General features: G+C 49.0%; 27 protein-coding genes and 1 riboswitch. Of the genes, 22 read left to right on the top strand and 5 right to left on the bottom strand.

What is annotated here, in order from left to right; genetic code table 11:
• The first annotated feature begins 115 nt into the window (after positions 1-115).
• From JRJ22_RS14510 to murB, 5 genes are all read left to right on the top strand, one after another.
• Positions 116-1,174, top strand: coding sequence for a FecCD family ABC transporter permease (locus JRJ22_RS14510; protein WP_206100240.1), 1,059 nt, complete (start codon positions 116-118; stop codon positions 1,172-1,174).
• Positions 1,174-2,208: a FecCD family ABC transporter permease gene (locus JRJ22_RS14505; RefSeq protein ID WP_206100239.1), complete on the top strand. Its 1,035-nt coding sequence runs from the start codon at positions 1,174-1,176 to the stop codon at positions 2,206-2,208. The genes JRJ22_RS14510 and JRJ22_RS14505 overlap by 1 nt, the downstream gene beginning before the upstream one ends.
• 30 nt (positions 2,209-2,238) lie before the next feature.
• Positions 2,239-3,045, top strand: coding sequence for an ABC transporter ATP-binding protein (locus JRJ22_RS14500; protein WP_206100238.1), 807 nt, complete (start codon positions 2,239-2,241; stop codon positions 3,043-3,045).
• A 37-nt stretch (positions 3,046-3,082) separates the two neighbouring features.
• Complete coding sequence (locus tag JRJ22_RS14495; RefSeq protein WP_206100237.1) at positions 3,083-3,901, top strand: (2Fe-2S)-binding protein; 819 nt, start codon at positions 3,083-3,085, stop codon at positions 3,899-3,901.
• 211 nt (positions 3,902-4,112) lie between these two features.
• Entirely contained in the window at positions 4,113-5,024 is a 912-nt protein-coding gene (gene murB, locus JRJ22_RS14490; RefSeq protein WP_206100236.1) for a UDP-N-acetylmuramate dehydrogenase, read from the top strand.
• A gap of 38 nt (positions 5,025-5,062) precedes the next feature.
• On the opposite strand, the gene JRJ22_RS14485 is transcribed toward murB, so the two are convergent.
• A complete protein-coding gene (locus JRJ22_RS14485) occupies positions 5,063-5,398 on the bottom strand; it encodes a protein YmzB (RefSeq protein WP_206100235.1) in 336 nt (111 codons plus the stop codon).
• A 316-nt stretch (positions 5,399-5,714) separates the two neighbouring features.
• Here JRJ22_RS14485 and JRJ22_RS14480 point away from each other — a divergent pair, with 316 nt between their 5' ends.
• The 10 genes from JRJ22_RS14480 (at position 5,715) to JRJ22_RS14435 (ending at position 13,260) form a co-directional block, all read left to right on the top strand.
• Positions 5,715-6,455, top strand: coding sequence for a ZIP family metal transporter (locus JRJ22_RS14480; protein ID WP_206100234.1), 741 nt, complete (start codon positions 5,715-5,717; stop codon positions 6,453-6,455).
• Positions 6,456-6,532: 77 nt separating this feature from the next.
• Positions 6,533-6,576, top strand: a riboswitch (PreQ1 riboswitch).
• 193 nt (positions 6,577-6,769) lie between these two features.
• Complete coding sequence (gene queF / locus JRJ22_RS14475; RefSeq protein ID WP_206100233.1) at positions 6,770-7,270, top strand: preQ(1) synthase; 501 nt, start codon at positions 6,770-6,772, stop codon at positions 7,268-7,270.
• 32 nt (positions 7,271-7,302) lie between these two features.
• Positions 7,303-7,965 carry a 7-cyano-7-deazaguanine synthase QueC gene (gene queC, locus JRJ22_RS14470; RefSeq protein WP_206100232.1) on the top strand — a complete coding sequence of 221 codons (663 nt, stop codon included), beginning with the start codon at positions 7,303-7,305 and terminating at the stop codon, positions 7,963-7,965.
• Positions 7,965-8,447, top strand: a complete 483-nt coding sequence (gene queD, locus JRJ22_RS14465; RefSeq protein WP_206100231.1) for a 6-carboxytetrahydropterin synthase QueD — start codon at positions 7,965-7,967, stop codon at positions 8,445-8,447. The genes queC and queD overlap by 1 nt, the downstream gene beginning before the upstream one ends.
• Positions 8,440-9,162 (top strand): 7-carboxy-7-deazaguanine synthase QueE, encoded by a 723-nt coding sequence (gene queE, locus JRJ22_RS14460; RefSeq protein ID WP_232380844.1) that lies wholly within the window; start codon positions 8,440-8,442, stop codon positions 9,160-9,162. The genes queD and queE overlap by 8 nt, the downstream gene beginning before the upstream one ends.
• A 193-nt stretch (positions 9,163-9,355) precedes the next feature.
• Positions 9,356-9,892, top strand: coding sequence for a cysteine hydrolase family protein (locus tag JRJ22_RS14455; protein ID WP_206100229.1), 537 nt, complete (start codon positions 9,356-9,358; stop codon positions 9,890-9,892).
• On the top strand, positions 9,879-10,064 hold the full coding sequence (locus JRJ22_RS14450) for a hypothetical protein (protein WP_206100228.1): 186 nt from the start codon (positions 9,879-9,881) through the stop codon (positions 10,062-10,064). Before JRJ22_RS14455 ends, JRJ22_RS14450 begins: the two co-directional genes overlap by 14 nt.
• A 113-nt stretch (positions 10,065-10,177) precedes the next feature.
• Positions 10,178-11,314, top strand: coding sequence for a zinc-dependent alcohol dehydrogenase (locus JRJ22_RS14445; RefSeq protein WP_206100227.1), 1,137 nt, complete (start codon positions 10,178-10,180; stop codon positions 11,312-11,314).
• Positions 11,315-11,474: 160 nt separating this feature from the next.
• The gene (locus JRJ22_RS14440; protein ID WP_206100226.1) at positions 11,475-12,398 is read left to right on the top strand and encodes a DMT family transporter; all 924 of its coding nucleotides are present in this window, start codon (positions 11,475-11,477) and stop codon (positions 12,396-12,398) included.
• Between the two features lie 37 nt (positions 12,399-12,435).
• Positions 12,436-13,260, top strand: a complete 825-nt coding sequence (locus JRJ22_RS14435) for a class I SAM-dependent methyltransferase (RefSeq protein ID WP_206100225.1) — start codon at positions 12,436-12,438, stop codon at positions 13,258-13,260.
• 161 nt (positions 13,261-13,421) lie between these two features.
• Here the strand turns inward: JRJ22_RS14435 and JRJ22_RS14430 are convergent, their stop codons facing one another.
• On the bottom strand, positions 13,422-14,318 hold the full coding sequence (locus JRJ22_RS14430; RefSeq protein ID WP_206100224.1) for a LysR family transcriptional regulator: 897 nt from the start codon (positions 14,316-14,318) through the stop codon (positions 13,422-13,424).
• 316 nt (positions 14,319-14,634) lie between these two features.
• On the opposite strand from JRJ22_RS14430, the gene JRJ22_RS14425 reads away from it, so the two are divergent.
• The 7 genes from JRJ22_RS14425 (at position 14,635) to JRJ22_RS14395 (ending at position 20,497) form a co-directional block, all read left to right on the top strand.
• Complete coding sequence (locus tag JRJ22_RS14425) at positions 14,635-15,591, top strand: phosphate ABC transporter substrate-binding protein (RefSeq protein WP_206100223.1); 957 nt, start codon at positions 14,635-14,637, stop codon at positions 15,589-15,591.
• A 100-nt stretch (positions 15,592-15,691) separates the two neighbouring features.
• Entirely contained in the window at positions 15,692-16,594 is a 903-nt protein-coding gene (gene pstC, locus JRJ22_RS14420; RefSeq protein ID WP_206100222.1) for a phosphate ABC transporter permease subunit PstC, read from the top strand.
• Entirely contained in the window at positions 16,591-17,487 is an 897-nt protein-coding gene (gene pstA / locus JRJ22_RS14415) for a phosphate ABC transporter permease PstA (protein WP_206100221.1), read from the top strand. Before pstC ends, pstA begins: the two co-directional genes overlap by 4 nt.
• A 36-nt stretch (positions 17,488-17,523) precedes the next feature.
• Positions 17,524-18,297 (top strand): phosphate ABC transporter ATP-binding protein PstB, encoded by a 774-nt coding sequence (pstB, locus tag JRJ22_RS14410; protein ID WP_054940781.1) that lies wholly within the window; start codon positions 17,524-17,526, stop codon positions 18,295-18,297.
• A gap of 165 nt (positions 18,298-18,462) precedes the next feature.
• Positions 18,463-19,182, top strand: a complete 720-nt coding sequence (locus JRJ22_RS14405; RefSeq protein ID WP_206100220.1) for an MBL fold metallo-hydrolase — start codon at positions 18,463-18,465, stop codon at positions 19,180-19,182.
• Positions 19,183-19,767 carry a TetR/AcrR family transcriptional regulator gene (locus JRJ22_RS14400; protein WP_206100219.1) on the top strand — a complete coding sequence of 195 codons (585 nt, stop codon included), beginning with the start codon at positions 19,183-19,185 and terminating at the stop codon, positions 19,765-19,767.
• Between the two features lie 40 nt (positions 19,768-19,807).
• Entirely contained in the window at positions 19,808-20,497 is a 690-nt protein-coding gene (locus tag JRJ22_RS14395; RefSeq protein WP_206100218.1) for an AlkZ-related protein, read from the top strand.
• 80 nt (positions 20,498-20,577) lie between these two features.
• Here JRJ22_RS14395 and JRJ22_RS14390 read toward each other — a convergent pair whose 3' ends face one another.
• The 3 genes from JRJ22_RS14390 to JRJ22_RS14380 form a co-directional block, all read right to left on the bottom strand.
• Positions 20,578-20,751: a hypothetical protein gene (locus tag JRJ22_RS14390; protein WP_206105357.1), complete on the bottom strand. Its 174-nt coding sequence runs from the start codon at positions 20,749-20,751 to the stop codon at positions 20,578-20,580.
• A gap of 195 nt (positions 20,752-20,946) precedes the next feature.
• Positions 20,947-22,185: an aminopeptidase gene (locus JRJ22_RS14385; RefSeq protein ID WP_206100217.1), complete on the bottom strand. Its 1,239-nt coding sequence runs from the start codon at positions 22,183-22,185 to the stop codon at positions 20,947-20,949.
• Positions 22,186-22,218: 33 nt separating this feature from the next.
• Complete coding sequence (locus tag JRJ22_RS14380) at positions 22,219-23,451, bottom strand: aminopeptidase (protein ID WP_206100216.1); 1,233 nt, start codon at positions 23,449-23,451, stop codon at positions 22,219-22,221.
• Between the last annotated feature and the right edge of the window lie 35 nt (positions 23,452-23,486).

Here is a 23,486-nt window from a genome sequence, read left to right as displayed (position 1 = left end):
GTGGAGTCTTGTACATGTTTCTTTTATTTGCGATAATGAGAATGATATACAGTATCAATCAAGTGAGATTCGTTATCATCAACGACTTGGATTTAATCCATTAAGGGGAAGACTTATGGCCGCATCTACACATTCTACAGATCAATCTACAAAGATGGATGGAGCGATGCCGCTGAAATCCAGACCGGCTGCGGCTGCTATTATTTTACTTCTCGGACTTGCAGCCATGCTCTTTGGTCTAGCGCTTTCCGTTTCGGTAGGTGCGGCAGATATTAAGCTGGCGACGGTCTGGGAGGCTGTATTCAGGTTTAATCCGGACTTGCAGCAGCATCAGATCATCAGGGAGCTGCGGATTCCCCGCGCACTGGCAGGGGCCTTAGTCGGAGCCTGTCTTGCTGTGGCGGGAGCAATTATGCAGGGAATGACCCGTAATCCGCTGGCAGACTCGGGTCTGCTTGGCCTGAATGCCGGTGCCAGTGCCGCTTTGGCATTAACCTTTGCCTTAGCTCCAGCGTCATCCTTTTTATACATCATGTTGTATTGCTTCACCGGTGCCGCAGCCGCATCTATTCTGGTATTCGGAATAGGTTCACTTTCTCACAGCGGTCTGACGCCACTACGGCTGACTCTGGCAGGTGCAGCAGTAAGCGCGCTGCTACTTGCCGTGAGCCAAGGGGTAGCAATTCTGTTTCATCTATCCCAAGACATCGCCTTCTGGATGGCTGGCGGCATTGGAGGGGCCAATTGGACTCAGCTTAGAATCATGACGCCATGGATTGCAGGGGCACTGATAATTGCAATGATGCTATCGAGGTCTATCACTCTGCTAAGTCTGGGCCGGGATGTAGCAGCTGGGCTCGGGCAGCGTACTAGGCTGGTACAATTCACCGGGATCATTGTTGTTGTGATTCTGGCGGGGGCGGCCGTTTCGACAGTAGGCCCCATCGCTTTTGTCGGGCTGATCATACCGCATATCACACGATATTTGGTCGGCGTCGATTACCGGTGGATTCTGCCCTGTTCGGCGGTGCTGGGCAGCCTTCTGATTGTTTTTGCCGATATTGCTGCCAGACTTATCAATGCTCCTTATGAAACTCCGATTGGCGCTTTAATTGCTGTGATCGGCGTACCGTTTTTTGTATATTTGGCAAGGAAGCGGAAGGGGGAATTGTAATGAACCGGTTACTGACCTCTCCCGCAGCTCAGCAGCGCCGCAGCCGTGATATAACCATAATATCCCTGCTGGCTATTCTCATTATTATCATGTTTGTTGTCAGCATGAATACCGGACTCATGCGCTTATCGCCGCTTGATGTCTTACATACATTTCTTGGGGGTGGAACTGAGCAGCAGAAGCTCATTCTGTTTGATTTCCGGCTGCCACGCATCGTGATTTCAATACTTGTCGGCGCAGGTTTTGCTGTATCAGGCTGCATCCTGCAGGGTCTGTCGCGCAATGCCCTGGCCGAGCCCTCCACACTGGGCATCAATGCTGGTGCGGGATTTGCTGTCATCATTTTTATCTCGTTTGTACCGGCTACAACCGGTGCTCATATTTATGTACTTCCGTTGATGGCACTGGCGGGAGCTGTGCTTACTGCAGCACTGATTTATGTTTTGACTTACCGCCGAGAAGACGGCTTGTCACCCACCAGGATGATTCTGATTGGAATAGCAGTAGGAGCGGGTATCTACGCTATCCAGCTGATTCTATCCCTAAGGCTGGACCCGCAGAATTTTCAATTCGTGTCGATCTGGTTAGCCGGTAAAATATGGGGCGGAGATTGGCGGTTTGTCCTTGCGCTTCTGCCATGGCTTGTTATTCTGCTTCCATTTGCCTTCTACAAGTCCCGGGTGCTTAATCTGTTGAGTCTCGGTGATCAGACCTCGGCTGGGCTCGGGCTGCCGGTGGAGAGGGAACGTATCCTGCTGCTGGCTGCTGCAGTCATTCTGTCAGGTGCCTGTGTTGCCGTAAGCGGCGGTATTGGATTCGTGGGTCTCATCGCACCACATCTGGCCCGCAGGCTGGTTGGTCCGAAGCATCAGGTACTGCTGCCGGCATGCGCATTAGTGGGCGCCCTGCTGTTAATAACCGCTGACACTATCGCTCGGTGGATTCTGCAACCCGCAGAGATACCAACCGGTATCGTTGTGGCGATCATCGGTGCACCGTATTTCTTATATTTATTAGCCAGATCGAAGGCCTGAAATAATATAAATTCGTAAGGAGTGGAAATCATGTCAGAAAGGTTGAACACAGAACAGCTAAGCATTGGGTATGCAGAGGCTACGATTGTTAATGGCCTGAACCTGTCACTTCCGACGGGAAAAATCACGGCGCTGGTAGGGGCTAACGGCTCCGGGAAATCCACCATTCTCAAAACCATGGCACGGATTATGAAGCCAAAGAGCGGTAGTGTCATGCTGGACGGAAAGTCGATTCACACGCTGTCCACCAAAGAAGTGGCCCGCCAGTTGGCGATTCTTCCGCAGAATCCAACAGCTCCTGACGGACTGACCGTATCCGAACTGGTCGGGTATGGCCGCTATCCGCACCAAAAAGGATTCGGAACTATGACGCCTGAAGACCGCAGTATTATCGCAAACGCGATTACAGTGACCGGGATGGAGGAGTTCCACGATCGCCCGATAGACCGCCTCTCCGGCGGCCAGCGCCAGCGGGCCTGGATAGCTATGGCTCTAGCCCAGCAGACGGATATTCTGTTCCTGGATGAACCGACTACCTTCCTTGATATGGCTCACCAGCTGGAAGTCCTGCAGCTATTGCAGAAATTGAACGAGGAAGAAGGGAGAACCATCATCATGGTGGTGCATGATTTAAATCATGCCTCCCGTTATGCACAGCATATGGTGGCGATTAAATCGGGTACGGTAATCTGTGAAGGGACTCCGGCAGAGGTTATGACACCCGATGTTCTCCGCAAAGTGTTTGGTATTGAATGTGACATTGTTTCAGATCCGCGTACCGGCGTGCCATTGTGCTTGCCTTATGAGCTTGCGGCCTCAAAGGCAGCTGGTTTGTAGCTTCGGCTGAAGGTCAGGGAACATAGGAGGAATTATTATGGATGAGGCACAGACGTCTGAACTGATAAAAGATTTTGGCAGCAAATTTGATCTTCATCCAGAAGTACCGGAGGGTGCGAGATATTCTTTTATCGTCAAAGAGCTGATCCGTGAAGACGGCATGAGGGCTTTTATAGAGTGCTACCGGCCAATCATCAAAGGGCTGGATGACAAAGTAGCGGCGTCTTATTTCGCCGGGTCATTCGGGAACGTGGCTCTTGCCATGCAGTACGCAATTTCTGTTTACTCCGTGATGCCAGAGGTCAGCTTGTCCAGCCTGTCTGTGCATCTCATTCCTGCTGAAGGATATTGGCGGGTAGCCTTTTCCTTGGACACATGGACCTTCAGTCCGGCTCCTGCGGATGCTGAACAGCGGATTTGCTGGCGAAATGGCAGGTTAACACAATTCTATCAGGAAACTGCAGCACCTCTGCTGAGTGTATTATCCAAGGTTTCAGGCCTTGGGCCTAGTGAGATTTGGGGACAGCTGCCAACCAAATTCAACTACTATATTGAAATGCTGGCTGCCGGCAGACATAGCGGCCTCATTCAAACCATACAAGCTGACTACAGGTATCTGACAGACGAAATGCCTGCAGCAGTATTTAAGCTCGCGAGAAATCCGTTCCACGTGAAGGTGCGGAAGGTGGAAGCACTTGCTGATCCGGCTTCTAAGGTCCAAGTACGTAACCGCTGCTGCCTTTACTACCGTACTAAAGGAGGAAGCTACTGCTATACTTGCCCCCGGCTGACAGAGGAAGAACGGGCCAAACGCAGAGCCGAATACCGTAACAACACTGCTTCGGCGCAGGCTTAGATTATATTTTATGAAATTGCCGCATAATTTTATATAGGACAATTTCAAGCGCGGCTCCCGGTCATTGACAAGGGAGCCTGTTCGTTGTTACAGTTGTGGTTGCCGTAGTTAGGCACTGAGTTCTCGTTATATTCTGCATAGATTAATGCCATTCTTTTTCCTTCGGATATATGTAGATCATCATTTTCAGGTAGTTAAAGGAGCATGAACGATGAATATCAATAAAATTCAAGAAGATTTGCAGCAGCTGCTTCCGAGTGGAACAGTTAGAAGCGGTGAAGTGCTGAAATCTTATGTGTTCACCCAAATAGGAGGCAAAGCGGACATCCTGGCTGCGCCCGTTTCGTATGAGGAAATCCGAACCATAGTTACATATGCACGCGAGAATCACATCCCGCTCACCATTCTGGGTAACGGCTCGAATGTCATTATCCGTGATGGCGGTATAAGGGGGATCGTCCTTCAAACCTCGGAGCTTAGCCAAATAGAAATTCATGGGGAGCTTCTTGTCGCCCAGTGCGGTGCTAAGATTATTGATGCTTCTAATTATGCCCTGGAGCATAACCTGTCAGGTCTGGAATTTGCATGTGGTATTCCCGGAACAGTAGGCGGAGCTCTATATATGAACGCTGGAGCATACGGGGGGGAAGTGAAGGATGTACTGGAGAGTGCCCTTGCCCTTAACCAATCAGGTGAAATGGTCACTCTAACTGGAGATGATCTGGAATGGGGGTACCGGCACAGCATCTTCGCCAGTGGAGAATATATTGTGCTGGAGGCACGGTTTGCCCTGAAGCAGGGGGACCCGGCTCTGATCAAAGCATCAATGGATGAGCTTACCCATTTGCGGGAGTCAAAGCAGCCTCTCGAATATCCTTCATGCGGCAGCGTCTTCAAACGGCCGCCCGGGCGTTATGCCGGCCAGCTGATTCAGGAAAGCGGTCTGCAGGGAACCCGGATCGGCGGTGCTGAGGTTTCCCGTAAGCATGCCGGATTTATTGTGAACGCGGATAATGCAACCGCAAGTGATTACATTGGGCTGATTCAGCACGTGCGCTCAGCAGTTAAAGATAAATTCGGCGTTGAACTGGAGACCGAAGTGAAGATTATTGGAGAAGAATAAATCAGGCCGCGGGAAATTCCCGCGGCCTTTTATTTCGCTTAACTCAGAGCAAGGGTGTATTTGGCACGCTCCGTCTGCAGCTCCACTTTATCAGCTTCGATATTATGCAGCTTAAGACCGCTTACGGCAATTTCATAGCTTTGCTGCGGAAGCGGCACAAGATCACCATCAGCATTCAGAGTGCTTCCCGAACCTCTCAAGATCAGCGCGTCACCCAGATAATCATCAATGGTATCCTCTGAATCCCGGTAATCAACGCTCTCTAAACTGAAATGAACCGTATCCAAATCATTAAGCTCCTCTTTCGTGATTACAATCGTTTCATTTACTTCAGAGGTAAGCCATTCCTTAAGCTTCTGCACGTTTTCTTCCATTGGCTGATCCCATCCTTGTTATTGGAGATTATAATTTTTAAGTTACCCCTTTCATTGAAATTGAATCCATATTGTAAAATTAGCTTGGAAGTCACGACTATTAGTCTGACTATTGACCGGGGAGCTTGGCTATAAACAATGAAACATTTATTTAATTACATTAATAATTAATAATATGAATCATATCGAAAGCTCCAGAACAGTTACAAAAGATGGAGGGAGAACACAGCTGCAATGTTTGCCCGTTTATTTTGAAGTGTACAATACTACTATGCCATTTCTGTGCAATTTAAACTGACTGTAGAAGGTGAAGCTGGTGTTGAATGCTGTCCTATGGGGTGCGGTTTCCGGATCTGCTGTACTAATTGGTGCGCTGATGGCGTTGTTTCTGCATATCCGCAAGAAGCTTATTGGCTTTATTATGGCGTTCGGAACCGGAGTGTTAATCGGAGCTGCCGCCTATGAGCTGCTGGACGATTCCGCTAATGATGGGGGGCTGTTCCCGACCATTATCGGATTTATAGCCGGTGCGCTGGTTTTCACCTTGTTCGACTGGTACATCTCGCGAAAAGGCGGGTCCGGACGCAAACGCTCCGTTAGAGGTGCTGGCGGCTCAAAGGGAAAAGGCAGCAGTGGGCTGGCGATTTTTGCCGGTACGGTGCTGGATGCGATTCCTGAGTCCATCATGATCGGGGCCAGTCTGATTTCAGGTAAAGGGGTTAGCCTGCTGCTAGTAATTGCAATCTTTATCAGCAATATTCCCGAAGGGCTCTCCAGTACAGCCGGGCTCAAACAGGATGGCTACAGCAAAAGCAAAGTGGTGCTGCTCTGGATAGGCGTACTTGTTATATCAACGCTCGCCTCGGGTACAGGCTATGCCTTTATGGATCATGCCAGCGGGTATACAACAGCTATTATTGCTTCTTTTGCCGGAGGCGGGATCATTTCCATGGTATCCTCCAGTATGATGCCGGAGGCATATGAGGACGGAGGTCCGCTGACCGGATTTATGGCCGCGCTGGGTATGCTGTGTTCACTAATTTTGGATCATCTTTAAGGGTTGCCAGCGATCTGCGAAACATGATATAGTTCAAGACGCTAGTATAAGTATAAGAAGAATTCTGCGTATATGTCGCAGGAGAGGTTCGCAAACTCCCTCTATAAAAAACTAAGGCCGCTTTGAGCATATCTGCAGTATACTTTACATGTTATGCCATGCGTCAATAAGACAACGCCTGACCGCCAGACGGCTAAAAATGCCGTTTACTGGTGTCATAGAGGCTTGTCTTCTTAGTAGAGCCAAGTTTTCGAAATCTCGTTCTTCTTTCCGAATCCGGCGAAAGCCGCAGGAAAAGAGAGGGGTTTTTTGTCATGTCAGAAGGAAGATTGAAAGAGGAAATGAAGGAAGTTACCCTGCTGGGCAATCAGGGAACACAATATAAATTCGGGTATGCTCCTGAGATCCTGGAAAGCTTCGATAACAAGCATCCCGGCCGTGATTATTTTGTGAAATTCAATTGTCCGGAGTTCACCAGTCTGTGTCCCGTAACCGGACAGCCTGATTTCGGTGTGATGTACATCTCGTACATTCCGGATATCAAGATGGTTGAATCCAAATCACTGAAGCTCTATTTGTTCAGCTTCCGCAATCATGGTGATTTTCATGAAGATTGTGTCAACATTATTATGAATGATCTGATCTCCTTGATGAATCCGCGTTATATCGAAGTGTGGGGCAAGTTCACACCGCGCGGCGGCATTTCCATTGATCCTTACTGCAACTGGGGACGTCCGGGAACCAAGTATGAAGCTATGGCCGAGCACCGGCTGATGAATCATGATATGTATCCGGAGAAAGTTGATAATCGGTAGGACCAGAGCAGTAATGGAGAGGAGAACTGTTAATGAATAAAAAAGCACTCGTTGTGTTCAGCGGCGGACAAGACAGCACCACTTGCCTCGTATGGGCGCTGAAGCACTTCGAAGAGGTTCAGGTAGTTACTTTTAACTATAATCAGCGGCATGCAGCCGAGATTGAAGTTGCCAAAGAAATTGCTGCAAAGTTTGGTGTGAAGCAGCATATTCTAGATCTGGGACTGCTCAATCAGCTGGCACCTAACGCTTTAACACGGGATAACATCGAGATTGAAGCCGGAGAAGATGGGGAACTGCCAAGTACGTTCGTGGATGGGCGTAATCTGCTGTTCCTGTCCTTTGCCGCCATTCTGGCCAAACAGCTGGGCTATGCCAACATCATCACCGGTGTGTGTCAGACGGACTTCAGCGGGTATCCCGATTGCCGGGATGTGTTCGTAAAGTCCCTGAATGTGACACTCAATCTGTCGATGGACTATGAATTCGTTATTCATACGCCGCTGATGTGGCTCGATAAAAAGGAAACCTGGAAGCTGGCCGATGAACTGGGTCACTTTGACTATATCCGTGAGCACACGTTGACTTGCTATAACGGCATCGTCGGCAGCGGCTGCGGCACCTGTCCGGCTTGTCTGCTGCGTCAGCGCGGCCTTGAGCAATACATGGCGGAACAAACGAAAGGTGGTCTGTAATGCTGGGTGATGTATCGGTCTGTAAGATTTTCACCTTTGATTCTGCGCATCAGCTGGTTGGACATAAAGGAAAATGCAGCAATCTGCATGGCCATACCTATAAGCTTGAAGTCGTGTTAAAAGGCAAACCTTCAACAGAAGCAGGGCACTCTGATGAAGGCTTTGTTGTGGATTTCAGCGACATTAAGGCTATTGTGCAGCAAAGTCTTGTAGACCGTCTGGATCATGCTTTTCTGGCAATGGGCAATGAGCCTGTCCTGGAGGCTCTTCAGAATTCCGGCTCAAAAGTAGCACTGCTCGGATTCCGTACAACTGCTGAGAACATGTCTGCCTATATGGCCTATCAACTGAAACAGGCGTCATTGCCGCTGTATTCAGTCAAGCTGTGGGAGACGCCTACCTCCTGGGCAGAGGTAATGGCTGCAGATATTCCGGAGGATGGACCTGCCTACCGCCTGCACGGGGGCTGTGACTGTGAGTAAAATACCGGTAATTGAAATCTTTGGCCCGACGATTCAAGGGGAAGGCGCCGTGATCGGTGTCAAAACAATGTTCGTCCGCACCTACGGCTGTGACTACCGCTGCAGCTGGTGCGACTCAGCCTTTACCTGGGATGGTTCTGCTAAGGATATTGTACGGATGCTGGAGCCGGAGGAAATTATGAATGAGCTTATTGCACTGGCTGGCCAGAACTTTGACTCTGTGACCATTTCCGGCGGGAATCCGGCCCTGCTCGGCAACAGTATGGCGGAATTTGTTGCTCTGCTGCATGAGCACGGCATTCAGGCCGCTATCGAAACACAGGGCAGCCGCTGGCAGGACTGGTTTTATGAGATCGATACGCTAACGATCAGTCCTAAACCGCCAAGCTCGGGAATGAAGACGGACTGGGCAATGCTGGACAGAATCATGGGCAAGCTGAAGGAGCAAGGCAAGGCTACGCATAGCCTGAAGGTCGTGGTGTTTGACGAGCAAGACTATGCCTATGCCAAAAGCGTTCATCAGCGTTATCCCGGAGTTTCGCTGTACCTGCAGCCCGGGAATGAGGATGTAACGGAACCGGGGGACATTTCGGCACGCCTCTTAGGACGGCTGGAATGGCTGTTCAACCTAGTGATTGCTGATCCAGAGATGAACCGGGCACGGGTGTTGCCGCAGCTGCATGCGCTGATATGGCATAACAAGCGGGGCAAATAACTATTGAAAACAAAGGGGGATCTCCGCACCATTTGATGGTGTGTGAGATGCCCCTTTTTCCGCTTCACGGTCCTTTCCAAGACGTATCCATAAATTTCACTGGATGGGGAGTCTATTTGAGCTCTAGGTCTGATATAATCTTTTTCAGTATAATGAGTAGAAAAAGGATCAAAGAACCAAGGAGGAGTTATCAATGACAACAGCACTGCTGATTATTGATGTTCAAGAGGCGATGTTTTCTTATCCGGATATGAAGCTGTATGATGTGGACAATGTGATGAAACGGATTGTATCTTTGCTCGATAAAGCGAGATCCGCCAATATTCCGGTTGTATATATTCAGCATACAGAAGACGAGGAATATACCAAGGGATTGCCGACCTGGGAGATCAGCAGCCTTGTGAAGCCCCGCGAAGGTGAGACCATCGTGGAGAAACCGACTTGGGATGCATTTCATCGGACCTTACTGCATGAAGAGCTCCAGCGTCAAGGAATTACAGATCTTGTGATCTGCGGGATGCAGACCGAGTTCTGTCTGGATTCAACCTGCCGGCGGGCATTCAGTATGGATTACAACAATATACTCGTTCAGGATGCACACAGCACCTTCGATAATGGAAATCTAAGCGGTGAAGAGATTGTGAAGCATCACAATGGAGTGCTCGGCGGAAGATTTGTAAAACTGCGTCCTGCCGATGAAATTACGTTCCAACCATATGAAACCCGGTAAAGACTGGTATTGGTGGCCGGATGAGGAAGTGGGACTGGGCAGAGCCAGCAGACGCAAACGGCATATCAAGGTCTGGCTGGTATTGTTCATTGTACTTTTGACCGCTGCAGTTCTGGGAGCTTGGCTTCTGATGGAGAGCATATTTGATCTTTTCAGGCACCTTGAGGGTTAAGACTTTCAGATCTGGGGATAAGCTAGAGGAGTTTAGGGTTATAACATAGTATGCTGCTAACCAATGTAGCCCGCTAAGTTCTTTACTCTATTTCCAAAGGAGTGGACCTCGTCATGAAGGCAGTAACTTATCAAGGGAAAAGGAAAGTCGAAGTCAAAGAAGTAGCCGACGCTAAGCTGGAGAAAAAGGACGATATTATTGTACGTATCACCTCTACCGCAATTTGCGGCTCCGACCTGCATATTTATAACGGCGAAATTCCGGGCATGCATGATGATTATGTTATCGGGCATGAGCCAATGGGGATTGTCGAAGATGTAGGACCGGAGGTCACTAAGGTAAAAAAAGGCGACCGTGTAATCGTCCCTTTTAACGTAGCCTGCGGACAATGTTATTTCTGCCAGCATGAGATGGAAAGTCAGTGCGATCATTCGAATGAGGCTAAGGACACCGGAGGATTCCTCGGTTATTCGGATACGTACGGAGGTTATGCCGGAGGCCAAGCAGAATTGCTTAGAGTGCCTTATGGCAACTTCGGACCGTTCGTGGTGCCGGAGGATGCCGAGATGGAGGATGAGAAGCTGCTCTTCCTCTCTGACATAGTACCTACCGCCTGGTGGGGGGTTGAAAGTGCCGGTGTGAAGCCCGGAGATACGGTAATTGTCCTGGGCTGCGGCCCGGTCGGCCTGCTGACCCAGAAGTTCGCCTGGATGAAGGGAGCTTCCCGTGTGATCGCCGTTGATCATGTCCCGTACCGTCTGCAGCACGCCAAACAGACAAATAATGTGGAGATTTTTAATTTTGAAAAAGTCAAGGACATCGAGGCGCATCTCAAGGAGATTACCCGCGGCGGAGCGGATGTAGTCATTGACTGTGTAGGGTTGGATGCTAAAAAGACAGTAGCGGAAAAGGTGGAGACAGCCTTGATGCTCCAGGGTGGTTCGCTTGGGGCTTTCCGGATCGCGGCTCAGGTAGTCCGTAAATTTGGGACGATCCAGTTAGTCGGGGTGTATGGCCTCAACTATAATCTGTTCCCGCTGGGCCAGCTTTTTGAACGCAATATTTCACTGAAAATGGGGCAGGCGCCAGTGATTCACTACATGCCGACCCTCTACAAGATGATTAAGGAGAATAAGTTTGATCCTACTGACATCATCACCCACCGGCTGCCGATCAGCAGAGCGGAGCATGGCTACCAGGTGTTTCAAGAGAAAGAAGAGGATTGTATCAAGGTGATTCTTAAGCCTTAGCGTAGCAGAATAGCTGTAAACTCCAGAGGCATGAGTTCTAGCAGGAAGCAGGAACTTGTGCCTCTACCCAAATGATTTTTCCTGAAAAAGCTGCTTTTTTTCGAAAATTGAGGTAAATTTACATAGGTATCATCTAATTGACCTGAAAGGACGCTTTGCTGTGAATGGTAAAAAACCGCCCGTTCCGGTTCCGCTATTAATGCTGATTGGAATTGTGGCCATCTCTTTTTCGTCCATTTTTATTAAATGGTCCTCGGCTCCGGCCTCTGTTCAAGGCATGTACCGGTTGTTGTTCACTTCACTGCTGATGCTGCCGTTTGCCCGGCCTTACAGTGGAGCAGCTTTTTCCTTGCGGCGTAAAGACTGGCTGCTGCTCGGATTCTCCGGAATGATGCTCGCCTTGCATTTTTTACTGTGGATGGGCTCGCTCAAATTCACTTCCGTGGCCAGCTCAACGATGATAATGGCACTGGAACCCGTTTTTATAATGATTGGGTGCTATGTGCTGTATAAAGAAAAAAGCACACTTTCTGCGATTGCTGGTCTTGGTATTGCGATCTTCGGAACCGTATTTATCGGCTGGGGTGATATTGGACTGTCTCCTGATAATGTAAAAGGTGATCTGTTGTCCATTGGCGGAACTGCCGCTGTTGCGGTACATATGATGGTTGGCCAGCGTCTTGTTTCCCGAATGCCGTCTTATTTGTACAGCCTAATTGTCTTTATCTCCGCATCTATAGTATTCGCAGTTTATAATGTGCTGGCCGGTATTCCGTTCTTTGATTATCCGCCAAAAGAGTGGGGGATTTTCGTTCTGCTGGCTGTGGTGCCGACTGTCTTTGGCCACATTTTGTTTAACTGGCTGATGCAGTATGTATCGGCTACAACAGTCTCGATGAATATACTCGGGGAACCCGTTGGGGCGAGTATTCTGGCTTTCCTGCTGCTTGGAGAGAAGCTGAACGGACTGCAATGGACCGGGGGTTTGCTTGTAATGGCTGGACTGGCAGTCTACTTATATGCAGGACGCAAAAAAACACTGGGGATTGAAGACTCTCTTCCGAGAAGCATCGTAAGCAGCTGAACAGCTAACTTCACACACAAAAGGGGTATTTAACATAATGAATGATCATGATTTGAACCAGCCGGCAGCGGCTTCTTCCAGTGAGGAGACATGGAACGAAGATACGTATACGGCCTGGACCAGCCGTTTCGGCACACCTGCGGAAGCTGCCGCAAAGCTGGCGAAAGACCCTCAGGGCAGATTATTTCCGCTAAATGCTTACTTTGGAGAGGTTAGCGGGAAAAAGATTATGAACCTCATGGGTTCGAACGGCATGAAAGCTGTGGCACTCAGCCTGCTTGGAGCAGAGGTGAGTGTAGCAGATTTCTCTGAAGCCAATGCTCGTTATGCAACTGAACTTGCGGAGGAAGCAGGCGTGAAGCTTACGTATATCATATCTGATGTTCTGAAGCTGCCAGAAGAAGTATTGGATAGCTCATATGACCTTGTGTTTGCCGAGATGGGGATTGTCCATTATTTTACCGATCTTAGACCATTTATGGACACTGTTTATCAGCTGCTGGCTCCCGGGGGGCGGTTCGTGCTGCGGGATTTCCATCCGGTTACGACCAAGCTGATCACCTCGAAGGGATCGACGGCCAAAGTTCGTAAGCATAGGGTGGACGGTGATTATTTCGACACGACTTTGGAGGAGAAGAGGGTATCCTATTCCAAATATCTGCCTGCTACAGGGCAGGAGCCTGGAAGTGAACCAAAGCACAGTGTAGTTTATTGGCGGCGCTGGACATTAGGGGAGCTTGTGACAGCGGCAGCACGCAGCGGACTTATTATCCGTGAGTTGGCAGAAGAGCCGAACCTGTCGTCAGACGTGTATGACAAGGGCATTCCGAAGACCTTTACCTTGGTTGCTGAGAAAGACTAAAATAACAATAAACCGGCATGATCAAGCGAGCTTGTAAAAAAAGCAGCGCAGTCATGCCGGTTTTTTAATTATTTAATGACATTAACTATGATAATTAATTCCATTAAATAATGTATACATTGTCGTATATAGAAATGTTTGATTTATAACCGATATGTTTCTTAATCAGCGGAGCCGCTTTCCCCGGCGAGATCTATAAATGCCTGCTGCAGGGGGGTCAGCGTATGGTCTTTACGCCAAGCCAGCACAAACCCGCCATGGTCTGCCTGATTGCCCGGAAGGGGGGCATAACGCAGACTCCCCAGCGCCAACTCCGCTTCGATCCCCGACTTGGAGAATACCCCCACGGAGCCTCCTTCACTAACCATCCTTTTATGTGCTTCCGGAGAATTCACCACAGCATGATTCCATAACCGAACACCATTAGCCTGTGCCCATTTCTCAGCCGTCTCCCCCAAATAAGAAGCTGGTTCATGTTGAATCCATGGCTCTAGCGCCAGAAGCTCTGCTGTTAATTCCACAGATTGTGCAAAAGGATGTCCCGGTGCAAAGATAAGTACTACCTCATCGTCAGCCATACGCTTGGTATGAAAAGAATCATCGCCGCTACCCGCCAGATGCAGGACAGCCATCTGGATTTCCCGGCTCCGCAGCCGATCCCGCAATTGAAGGTCGCTTTGTACCTTTAATGAGGTATCGATGCCCGGATGCAGATTAATGAATTGTGAGAGCAGTTTTGGCAAAACATATGTACCAGGAATATAAGAAGCTTCCAGCTCCAGATTTCCTGATGTAAGCGAAGAGAACTGCTTAACACTGCGCTCTGCTTCAACAGCCAGGGTGACGATCCTTACGGCATACTGATACAGTGCACGTCCAGCATCGGTCAATAGTACACGGCCGCTGCGGTATTGAAAAAGTGAGGTTCCCAGTTCGCTTTCCAGACTCTTCATATGAAAGGTTACCGTCGGCTGCTTTAAGCCCATTTCAGAAGCCACATCCGTTACCTTTTTATATTTTTCTATCAGAACAACGATTTGTAGTTTGGTTATATTCATGACTTTCCCCCAGATGCGTACTGAAAAATTTTCGTTTTATATCTTTAATATAGATTATATCTATAATGATATACATTTTCTATTAGTATTTTTATCTTCCGTTTTACAAAACCAAGACTTTTCTCTAACGAACGAGTTCTAGAATAAGAAGAGTAAAGCAGAGAGACAACATAGAGGAAGCTTCCAAAGTGAGTTTTGTCAGAAGCAGATTCGATGGGGCACAATCACACAAAACCTAAGTGTATGCTTACGAAGCGAGTTTTGCGGAGTAATTAAAAATGCATATGCTAACAAAACTTTAGGAGGAACAAAATCAATGCAATTCAGAAAATCGTGGATCATGGCTTTGGCATTAACAAGCGTAGTGGCACTTTCGGCATGCGGCAACAACGGAAATAATGCGGCAACTAATAACGGGGGCAATAACGCAGCTGCGACAAATACACCTACAGAAAGCAGCAGCGGAAGTGAATTAAGCGGATCGATTCTGGCTTCGGGCTCTACAGCTCTGCAGCCGCTCGTTGAACAAGTAGCAGAAAGCTTCATGGACGCAAATAACGGCGTTGACATTCAGGTTCAAGGCGGAGGAAGCGGCACCGGATTGACACAGGTTGCTGAGAAACAAGTGGATATCGGAAACTCCGATGTGTTTGCAGAAGAGAAGCTGAAGGATGCCGATGCTGAAAAAGCAAAGGCACTGGTTGACCATCAGGTAGCAGTTGTGGCTATCGCCGCTGTATCCAACCCGGATGCAGGTGTAGACAGCTTGACCAAGCAGCAGCTCGTTGACATTTTCACAGGAAAAATCACGAACTGGAAAGATGTAGGCGGTAAGGATCAGGCGATCCAAATCATTAACCGTCCAAGCAGCTCCGGTACCCGTGCAACATTCGAAAACTTTGCGCTTGGAACCAAAACGGAAGACCTTCAAGGCTCTGTGCAAGAGGATTCCTCCGGTACAGTTAAGAAAATGATCGGTGAAACTCCGGGGGCAATCGGTTACCTGGCTCTGTCCTACCTTGACGATACCGTAAAAACCTTGAACTATGATGGTGTTGAACCTTCTGTAGACAATGTAATCAGCGGTAAATATCCGGTATGGGCTTACGAGCACATGTACACTAACGGTGAGCCTAATGAAACTGTAAAAGCATTCCTTGATTACATGCTTACTGATGAAGTACAAAACGGCGACGTTGTAGACCTTGGCTACATTCCAGCAAATAAAATGCAGGTTTCCCGTGATGTAGAAGGCAACGTAACTACGAAATAATTAAAAACACACTTATCACCGGATAACATCCATTAGAACTTCATGTGATTAGAGGCGGAAAACTTCTGCCTCTCTTTTCACTTTAGAAAGAGGGAGCATCTTGCGGGTAAAACCAAAGAAAACACGGATTGAAAAACATCATATTGAAGACTTTTTAGGGCGTATTTATATGTCCTTTTGTGTGCTGTTACTAATCGTGATCATTGTATCAATGGTCTATTTTGTAGCGTCTAAAGGGATAGCTAACTTTATCAGCGGTGAAATGAAGGTGTCAGATTTCTTGTTCGGCAGTAAGTGGGCTCCTGAAGCGGATACACCATCTTACGGGGCACTGCCCTTTATTACCGGTTCATTCCTCGTCACGCTGCTTGCTGCACTTATTGCAAGTCCTCTTAGTATATGTGCAGCCCTCTTCATGACAGAAATTGTTCCGGGCTGGGGGAAGAAGCTGCTGCAGCCGGTAATCGAGCTGTTATCGGGGATACCTTCCGTAGTGTACGGTTTTGTAGGACTCAGTGTTATTGTTCCCTTTTTGCGGAACACCTTTCCCGGCCAGGGCATCGGGGTTGCTGCAGGCGCGCTTGTGCTGTCGGTAATGATTCTTCCGACCATTACAAGCGTGGCTGCAGACGCGCTTGCTTCTTTGCCGCAAAATTTGAAAGAATCCTCATTTGCGCTCGGTGCCACACGGTGGCAGACCATCTCCCGGGTGATTCTACCGACTACGCTGCCGGCCATTATGACTGGTGTAGTTCTGGGGATGGCCCGCGCGTTTGGTGAAGCCCTGGCTGTGCAGATGGTTATCGGTAATGCGCCTTTCGTGCCGCGCTCGCTTTTTGAATCGGCTTCCACATTAACCAGTGTAATTACACTCAGCATGGGGAACACAACGATGGGTTCGCCGCAAAATAATGCGCTATGGAGTATGGCGCTGGTTCTTATGCTGATGACGTTTATCTTCGTCCTCCTCGTAAGAATGCTCGAAAGGAGAAATAAGATTTGAAGCCGAGAACTGCAGACAAAATCGCCACTACGCTTATCGTCTTTTTCGCATTGCTGATTGTAGCCATTCTAATTGGGCTGCTGGGTTACATCCTGGTTCGTGGACTTAATCATATCAGCTGGGATTTCTTGACCTCAGCACCGCAAAAAATCCGCGCAGGCGGAGGAGTAGGGCCGCAGCTGTTCAATTCGTTGTATCTGCTGGTGCTCACCTTGATCATCACCGTTCCGCTCGGCCTTGGCGCAGGGATTTATATGGCCGAATATGCACGTCCCGGTAAGATCACCGGTTTCATTCGTCTGATTGTAGAGGTGCTCTCGTCATTCCCGTCCATCGTTGTGGGTCTGTTCGGCCTCCTCCTGATCGTCAACTACTTTGATCTTGGCTTCTCGCTGATCTCCGGTGCGATTGCCCTGACATTCTTCAATCTGCCATTGATGGTGCGGATTACCGAGCAGGCTTTCCGAACCGTACCGAAGCAGCAGAAGGAAGCAGGGTTTGCGCTCGGGCTCTCCAAATGGAAGATTGTGACTTCTGTGTTGCTTCCGGTAGCCTTGCCTACGATCATCACCGGAACGATCCTGTCCGCAGGACGTGTCTTCGGGGAAGCGGCAGCACTTATGTTCACAGCTGGGATGAGCAGCCCGCGTCTGAATTTCTCAGACTGGAATCCGCTGCATTCGAACTCACCGCTTAACCCGTTCCGTCCGGCAGAAACACTGGCTGTGCATATCTGGAAAGTTAACAGTGAAGGTCTGGCCCCGGATGCTATGCAAATCGCTGCCGGAGCCTCGGCGGTGCTCGTAATTATGGTCCTGCTGTTTAACCTGCTTGCCCGTTACTTCGGTAGATTTATTTACCGCAAGCTTACAGCATCCAAAAGAATGAACTAATCAGTAATTATTAGAGAACACTAGGAGGAGTAAGAGATGGGAACAGCGGCAGCGGTGCGGGAATCATTTCAAACAGAAAACCTGAGCATATTTTACGGAACATATGAAGCGGTGAAGGGGATCAGTCTTCCCTTTGCCCAGAATACAGTTACAGCGCTGATAGGGCCTTCGGGCTGCGGCAAATCAACGTTCCTCCGTTCCTTAAACCGGATGAATGATGATATCTCAGGATCGACAACGAAAGGGAATATCTGGATTGACGGTGTAGACATCAATGCACCCGGTACGGATGTTATCAAGCTGCGCCAAAAGATCGGAATGGTCTGGCAGAAGCCGAATCCTTTCTATAAATCCATTTATGACAACATCGCATTCGGCCCGAAATACCATGGCATCAAAGGGAAGGCCGCACTGGATGAGATAGTGGAGAGCAGCCTGCGCCGTGCAGCCCTGTGGGACGAGGTTAAAGACCGTCTGAAAGACTCGGCACTCGCCTTGTCGGGCGGACAGCAGCAGCGTCTCTGCATCGCCCGTGCACTGTCAGTGAATCCGCAGATCCTGCTGCTGGATGAGCCGGCATCGGCACTTGATCCTGTATCTACAGGTAAAGTCGAAGAGCTGATCAAGGAACTTAAGGAAGAGCTTAGAATCGTTATCGTCACGCACAACATGCAGCAGGCAGCGCGCATCTCAGATTACACTGCGTACTTTTATCTAGGTTCACTTGTCGAATATGACAAGACAGAAAAGGTATTCAGTAATCCGGAGAATCAAATGACACAGGAATACATTATGGGCCGTTTTGGCTGATTCACTTTACTGAATCATTCTCATTGATTTTAAAAAGCATCCTTCGGGATGCTTTTTTTATATGTAGAATGCAGTACGGATGAAGGTCAAGGATAATCCCTCTTGTAAAACTAATCGTGTTAGTTTATATTGTAACTAATTACATTAGTTTTGGGAGGGGTAATTATGAGAGTTACTCAAGCAGGGGATTTATTGCAGTTAACGTGGATGCCGAATTTCTTTCCCGTAAATTGTTATCTTGTTGTAGAAGAACAAGAACTTACTGTAATCGATGCGGCGTTGCCGTTTAGTACTAAAGGGATTATTGCGGCCGCTGCCAAGCTGCAGAAGCCGATTACACGAATTGTTCTGACTCATGCCCATGGCGATCATGTGGGGGCCTTAGACGAGCTTAAGAGACAACTCCCTGAGGCCAAAGTCTACATCTCTGAGCGGGATGCTGCCTTGTTGAGAGGTGACCGTTCTTTACGGCCAGGTGAGCCGCAGACACCGATTAAAGGGTCGGTACCTAAAAAACTGAAAACACAAGCGGATATACTTTTGCATGAGGGAGATCAGGTTGGGTCACTGCAGGCCGTCAGCACTCCGGGGCATACCCCGGGATCAATGTCCTTCCTGGATCAGCGCAGCGGTGCTCTAATTACCGGAGATGCATTCCAGACCTTCCGGAGGACGGCTGTATCGGGTACAGTAGTGCCATTATTCCCTTTTCCGGCTATGGCTACCTGGAACAAGGAATTAGCTCTTGCGAGCGTTCGGAAGCTGCTGGTATTATCACCCTCGATTCTCGCACCCGGTCATGGCAACCTGTTAAAAACACCTGGTGTAGCGATTCAGCAGGCCATTAATACAGCGCAGCAGTCGCTGAGAAAGGCCGGAAATTAAATGTCACCCAGAGCAGGGCTAGATAAGCATACATTGGTACTTGCAGCGGCGGATTTGGCTGATGAACAAGGCATTTCAGAAGTGACGCTGGCAGGACTTGCGGCCAAGCTGGGCGTTCGCTCACCATCGTTGTATAATCACATTGATGGACTTAAGGAACTGCGCAAACTGTTGGCTATCCACGGGCTGGAGCAGCTCCAAACAGCTATGGAAGCCTCAATCGATGGAATCAGCGGTGATGCAGCGGTTCATGCCATGAGTAGAGCTTATGTTGAGTTTGCCAGGCAGCATCCGGGTCTATACGAAACTACGCTACGGGCTCCGGAAGAGGGAAACACTTCTCTTGAGGAGGCGGGCGGACAGATTTTGTCATTAATCATCAATGTGCTTGCAGATTATGAGCTTGGTGAAGAAGGCGGGCTGCATGCAGTCCGCGGGCTGAGGAGTATTCTGCACGGATTCGCTTCCCTCAAGAATCAGGGAGGCTTCGGCATGCCGTTAGATCTGGAGGTTAGCTTAACCCGGCTGATCAACACGTTTATAGCCGGAATCCGGTGCATGCGATCCGGTGAAGAGCGGTGGTAAAGAATAATTCAATGAATAATAAACGCAGGGAGGAAACGTGATGAAGAGTATGGAAGAGCAAGGCATTGTAACTACATTCGAAGAAATGGCGGGGGTTATTGCCAGACTAGGGATTCTGCCGCTTGCCCAGCTAATACCAGAGCATCCCTCGGTAAACGGTTTGACCAAGGCAGAGAATTGGCATACCGGTTCAGAGCTTGATCCTTGGGCTTGGCGTGCCAGATTCCCGGGAGAAGGATTAGCCGGCTACGGCAAGTTCATCCGGAAAAAAGCGATTCTAGTCTCGCGGGAATGGTTCCCTGCATTCGCTGCTGCAGTCGGCAGCGTACAGGAGATTGAAGAGCGTTACAACAACGGCTTAGCCAGCAGAGAAGCAGTAGTACTCCTGCAAATCATCAGGGACAACGAAGGTATTGAAACACGTGAGCTGCGTGCTCTTGCAGATATGAAAGTGAAAGAAAAGAAAACAGCGTTTGACAATGCCCTCACTGAGCTGCAAGGAACAGCGGATATTGTTATCTCCGGTGTGAAAGCAAGGCTTAATGCCGAAGGTGTGGTTAACGGCTGGAATAGCACATCCTTTGAAACAGCAGGACACTGGATGCAGGTTAATAACCTATCTTCGTTTGAAGGTTCCCGCGAAGAAGCAGCAGCCTGGCTGCAATCAGCAATGACGGATGTATGGACACCTGCAGCAATAGCCTGGATCCGTAAAGTTATGTCCTGGTAAATAATAAAACGGCCTATAGCTTCCAAAGGGAAGTTATGGGCCGTAAGCGCTTTCTAGAGTGAATATATAATTTAACATCCTTACAGCATAGGTGCCAGGTAGGCAATCAGGAAGTATAGGAAACCGAAGAGCAGCATGATGTAAGCTGTGTATTTGATTGCATTGGAGGCTACGATGCTTGCGTCCGTGGGAGGCTGAATCTTGGTCCGCTCTGTTTCTCTCGGCTCCAGGTTCTGGGACAATGATTCTTTCATAGGATTCCCTCCTAAATTTGATAAGGCTATAAACTGGAAATGCAAACCTTAATTGTATTGTGACATATTTGTGAATTAATTTCAACAATTATGTGAATATTATTTGAACAAAACTTCAAATTTGAGCAAAAAGCCCCCCGCTGTCTCCAAAGAGAAGCGGGGGACTTTAATTTTTTACATTAATATGGCAGGTGATTATATGCTTGAAGCCCAGTTTCCTGCTCTGAATATCGGTTCTGTGTTGCCGTCATCCGTAATACCGTCGATGTTCATCTCCGGCGATCCCATCATGAAGTCGACATGGGTAAGACTTTGATTCATTCCATGGCCGGCCAGCTGTTCCTTGGTCATAGCAATGCCGTCCTGCAGAGTGAAAGCATAAGCTGCTCCAAGAGCCAGATGACAGGAGGCATTCTCATCATAAAGGGTAGTGTAATAGAGGATACCGCTTTCCGAAATTGGAGAATGGAAGGGCACCAGTGCCACTTCTCCAAAGTAAGCAGAGCCTTCATCCATCGCAAGCAGCGAAGCCAAGGCTTCCTGACCTGTTTCTGCTGTAAAATCTGTTACCTTGCCATTCTCTAATGTTAAGGTGAATTTGTCGATGATATTCCCGCCGTAGCTAAGCGGTTTCGTACTGCTCACCTTGCCGCTGGCACCGGTCTTAAGCGGTGCAGTGAACACTTCCTCAGTCGGAATGTTGGCGAGGAAGGGAATTCCCCGTCCGTTTACAGCACCGGCCTGACACCAGATATGACCTTCCGGCAGCTCAAGAGTCAGATCTGTGCCTGCTGCAGTGAAATGCAGTTTGCGGTATTTACGCTCATTCAGGATGTCGCAGCGTTGTTTCAAGCCGGCCAAATGGTTGCTCCAGGCTTCCACGGGGTTCTCCTGATCGGCGCGGACTGCCTTAAAGATTGCATCCCAGAGCAGATCAACCTGTGCTTCTGGTGCTGCATCGGGGAATACTTTGGCCGCCCAGGTAGTGGAAGGGTAGGCCACAATGCTCCAGCTGACATGATTGGCCATCATCATTTCACGATACGGGGCCATAGCTGTACCGGCTGTACGCTGATTGTCGGCGATCCGGCTGGCCTCAATTCCATTAAGGAGATCCGGATTAGCGGAAACAACACTCAAGAATGCTGCGCCTTTCCGGGCCAGGTCCTCGAGTTCATCCGCCTGCCATTTCGGCGGTTCAAGGAAGCTTTCGGACGGCGCGAGCTCGTAACGGGTACGCGTGACGAATTCATCGCTATAATTAACCTTGACCAGCTTGGCTCCGGCTTCATAGGCTTGGCGCACGATAAGGCGGACTAATTCTGCAGATACGATATCTGCATTGATCACCAGCGTCTGTCCAGGTTGAATATTAATCCCGATCTTAACCGCAAGCAGGGCATAATTCTCCAGCTTTTGCTTGAAATCCAGCATTGGTTCAGCTCCTGTCATCTTTATCTGTATTTATTAAAACGCCCAGTTTCCTTTGAGGAAGACGGGTTCTTGCGAGCCGTCTGCGGAAATGCCGTAGATATCCATCTCAGGCGATCCGATCATAAAGTCAACGTGGGTAACGCTTGTGTTAAGACCATGTGCAGTCAGCTCATCCTGGGTCATTTCTTTGCCGCCTTCCAGACAGAAAGCGTAAGCTGTGCCAATGGCCAGATGGTTGGAGGCATTCTCATCAAACAAGGTATTGAAATACAGGATGTTTGATTCAGAGATCGGGGATTTATGCGGTACAAGCGCAACTTCACCCAGGTATTTCGCGCCCTCATCCAGGCCGATCAGATATTCCAGTGAATCCTGGCCTTGCTCGGCGCTTACACTGATGATACGTCCGTTCTCAAAGGTAATAGAGAAGCCGTCAATAATATTCCCGCCGTAGCTGAGCGGTTTGGTAGCTCTAACAGTACCGTTAACACCAGTCTTAAGCGGTGCAGTGAATACTTCTTCGGTTGGCATATTGGCGACGAAGGAATGGCCCTTCGCGTTGATGCTGTCACCCTGTGCCCACAGATGGCCTTCCGGGAGCTCAATAGTGAGGTCGGTACCGGGTGCTATGTAATGCAAGCTTTTATATTTCTTGGCGTTTAGGACATTGGCTTTCTGCTCCAGGGTGTCCAAATGCTCCTGCCAGGCGGCTACCGGGTCTTCACGGTCTAAGCGCACGGTATGGAAAATGGCTTCCCACAGCTTATCCACGCGTTCTTCAGCCGGCACATCCGGGAACACTTTGTCAGCCCAGGGCTGTGACGGGATAGCCACAATACTCCAGCTGACTTTATCGGACATCTGCAGCTCACGGTATCTCTGGAGTGCTGCACCACGTGTCTTTTGGAAATTGGCAATACGTTCAGGATCAATACCTGTGAGCGCATCGGGATTTTCTGCGATAACATTCAGGATGGCAGCGCCATTCTCAGCAAATTCGGTCATTTCCCCGGCATACCAGGTAGGTGCTTTCGTGAATACTTCCGGAGCGGCATGCTCGAATTGCTGGCGGGTGACGAATTCATCACTCCAGTTTACTTTGACCAGACTTGCTCCCTTGGCGTAGGCCTTGGCAGTAATCAGACGGACAAACTCGGCTCCGGAAATCGGTGCATTCACGACCAGAGTCTGTCCCGGCTGGACATTAACTCCAATCTCAACAGCCAAATCCGCATACTTACTAAGCTTTGCTGCAAAATCGATCATTGGTTTTCCTCCATTTGGTATATTTTTAGTTCTAT

Origin of the sequence: Paenibacillus tianjinensis, assembly GCF_017086365.1 — a bacterium.
In the GTDB taxonomy this organism is placed as follows: Bacteria; Bacillota; Bacilli; order Paenibacillales; family Paenibacillaceae; genus Paenibacillus_AQ; species Paenibacillus_AQ tianjinensis.
Note: the sequence above shows the minus strand (reverse complement) of the source record. Positions and strands in the feature narration are given on the sequence as shown.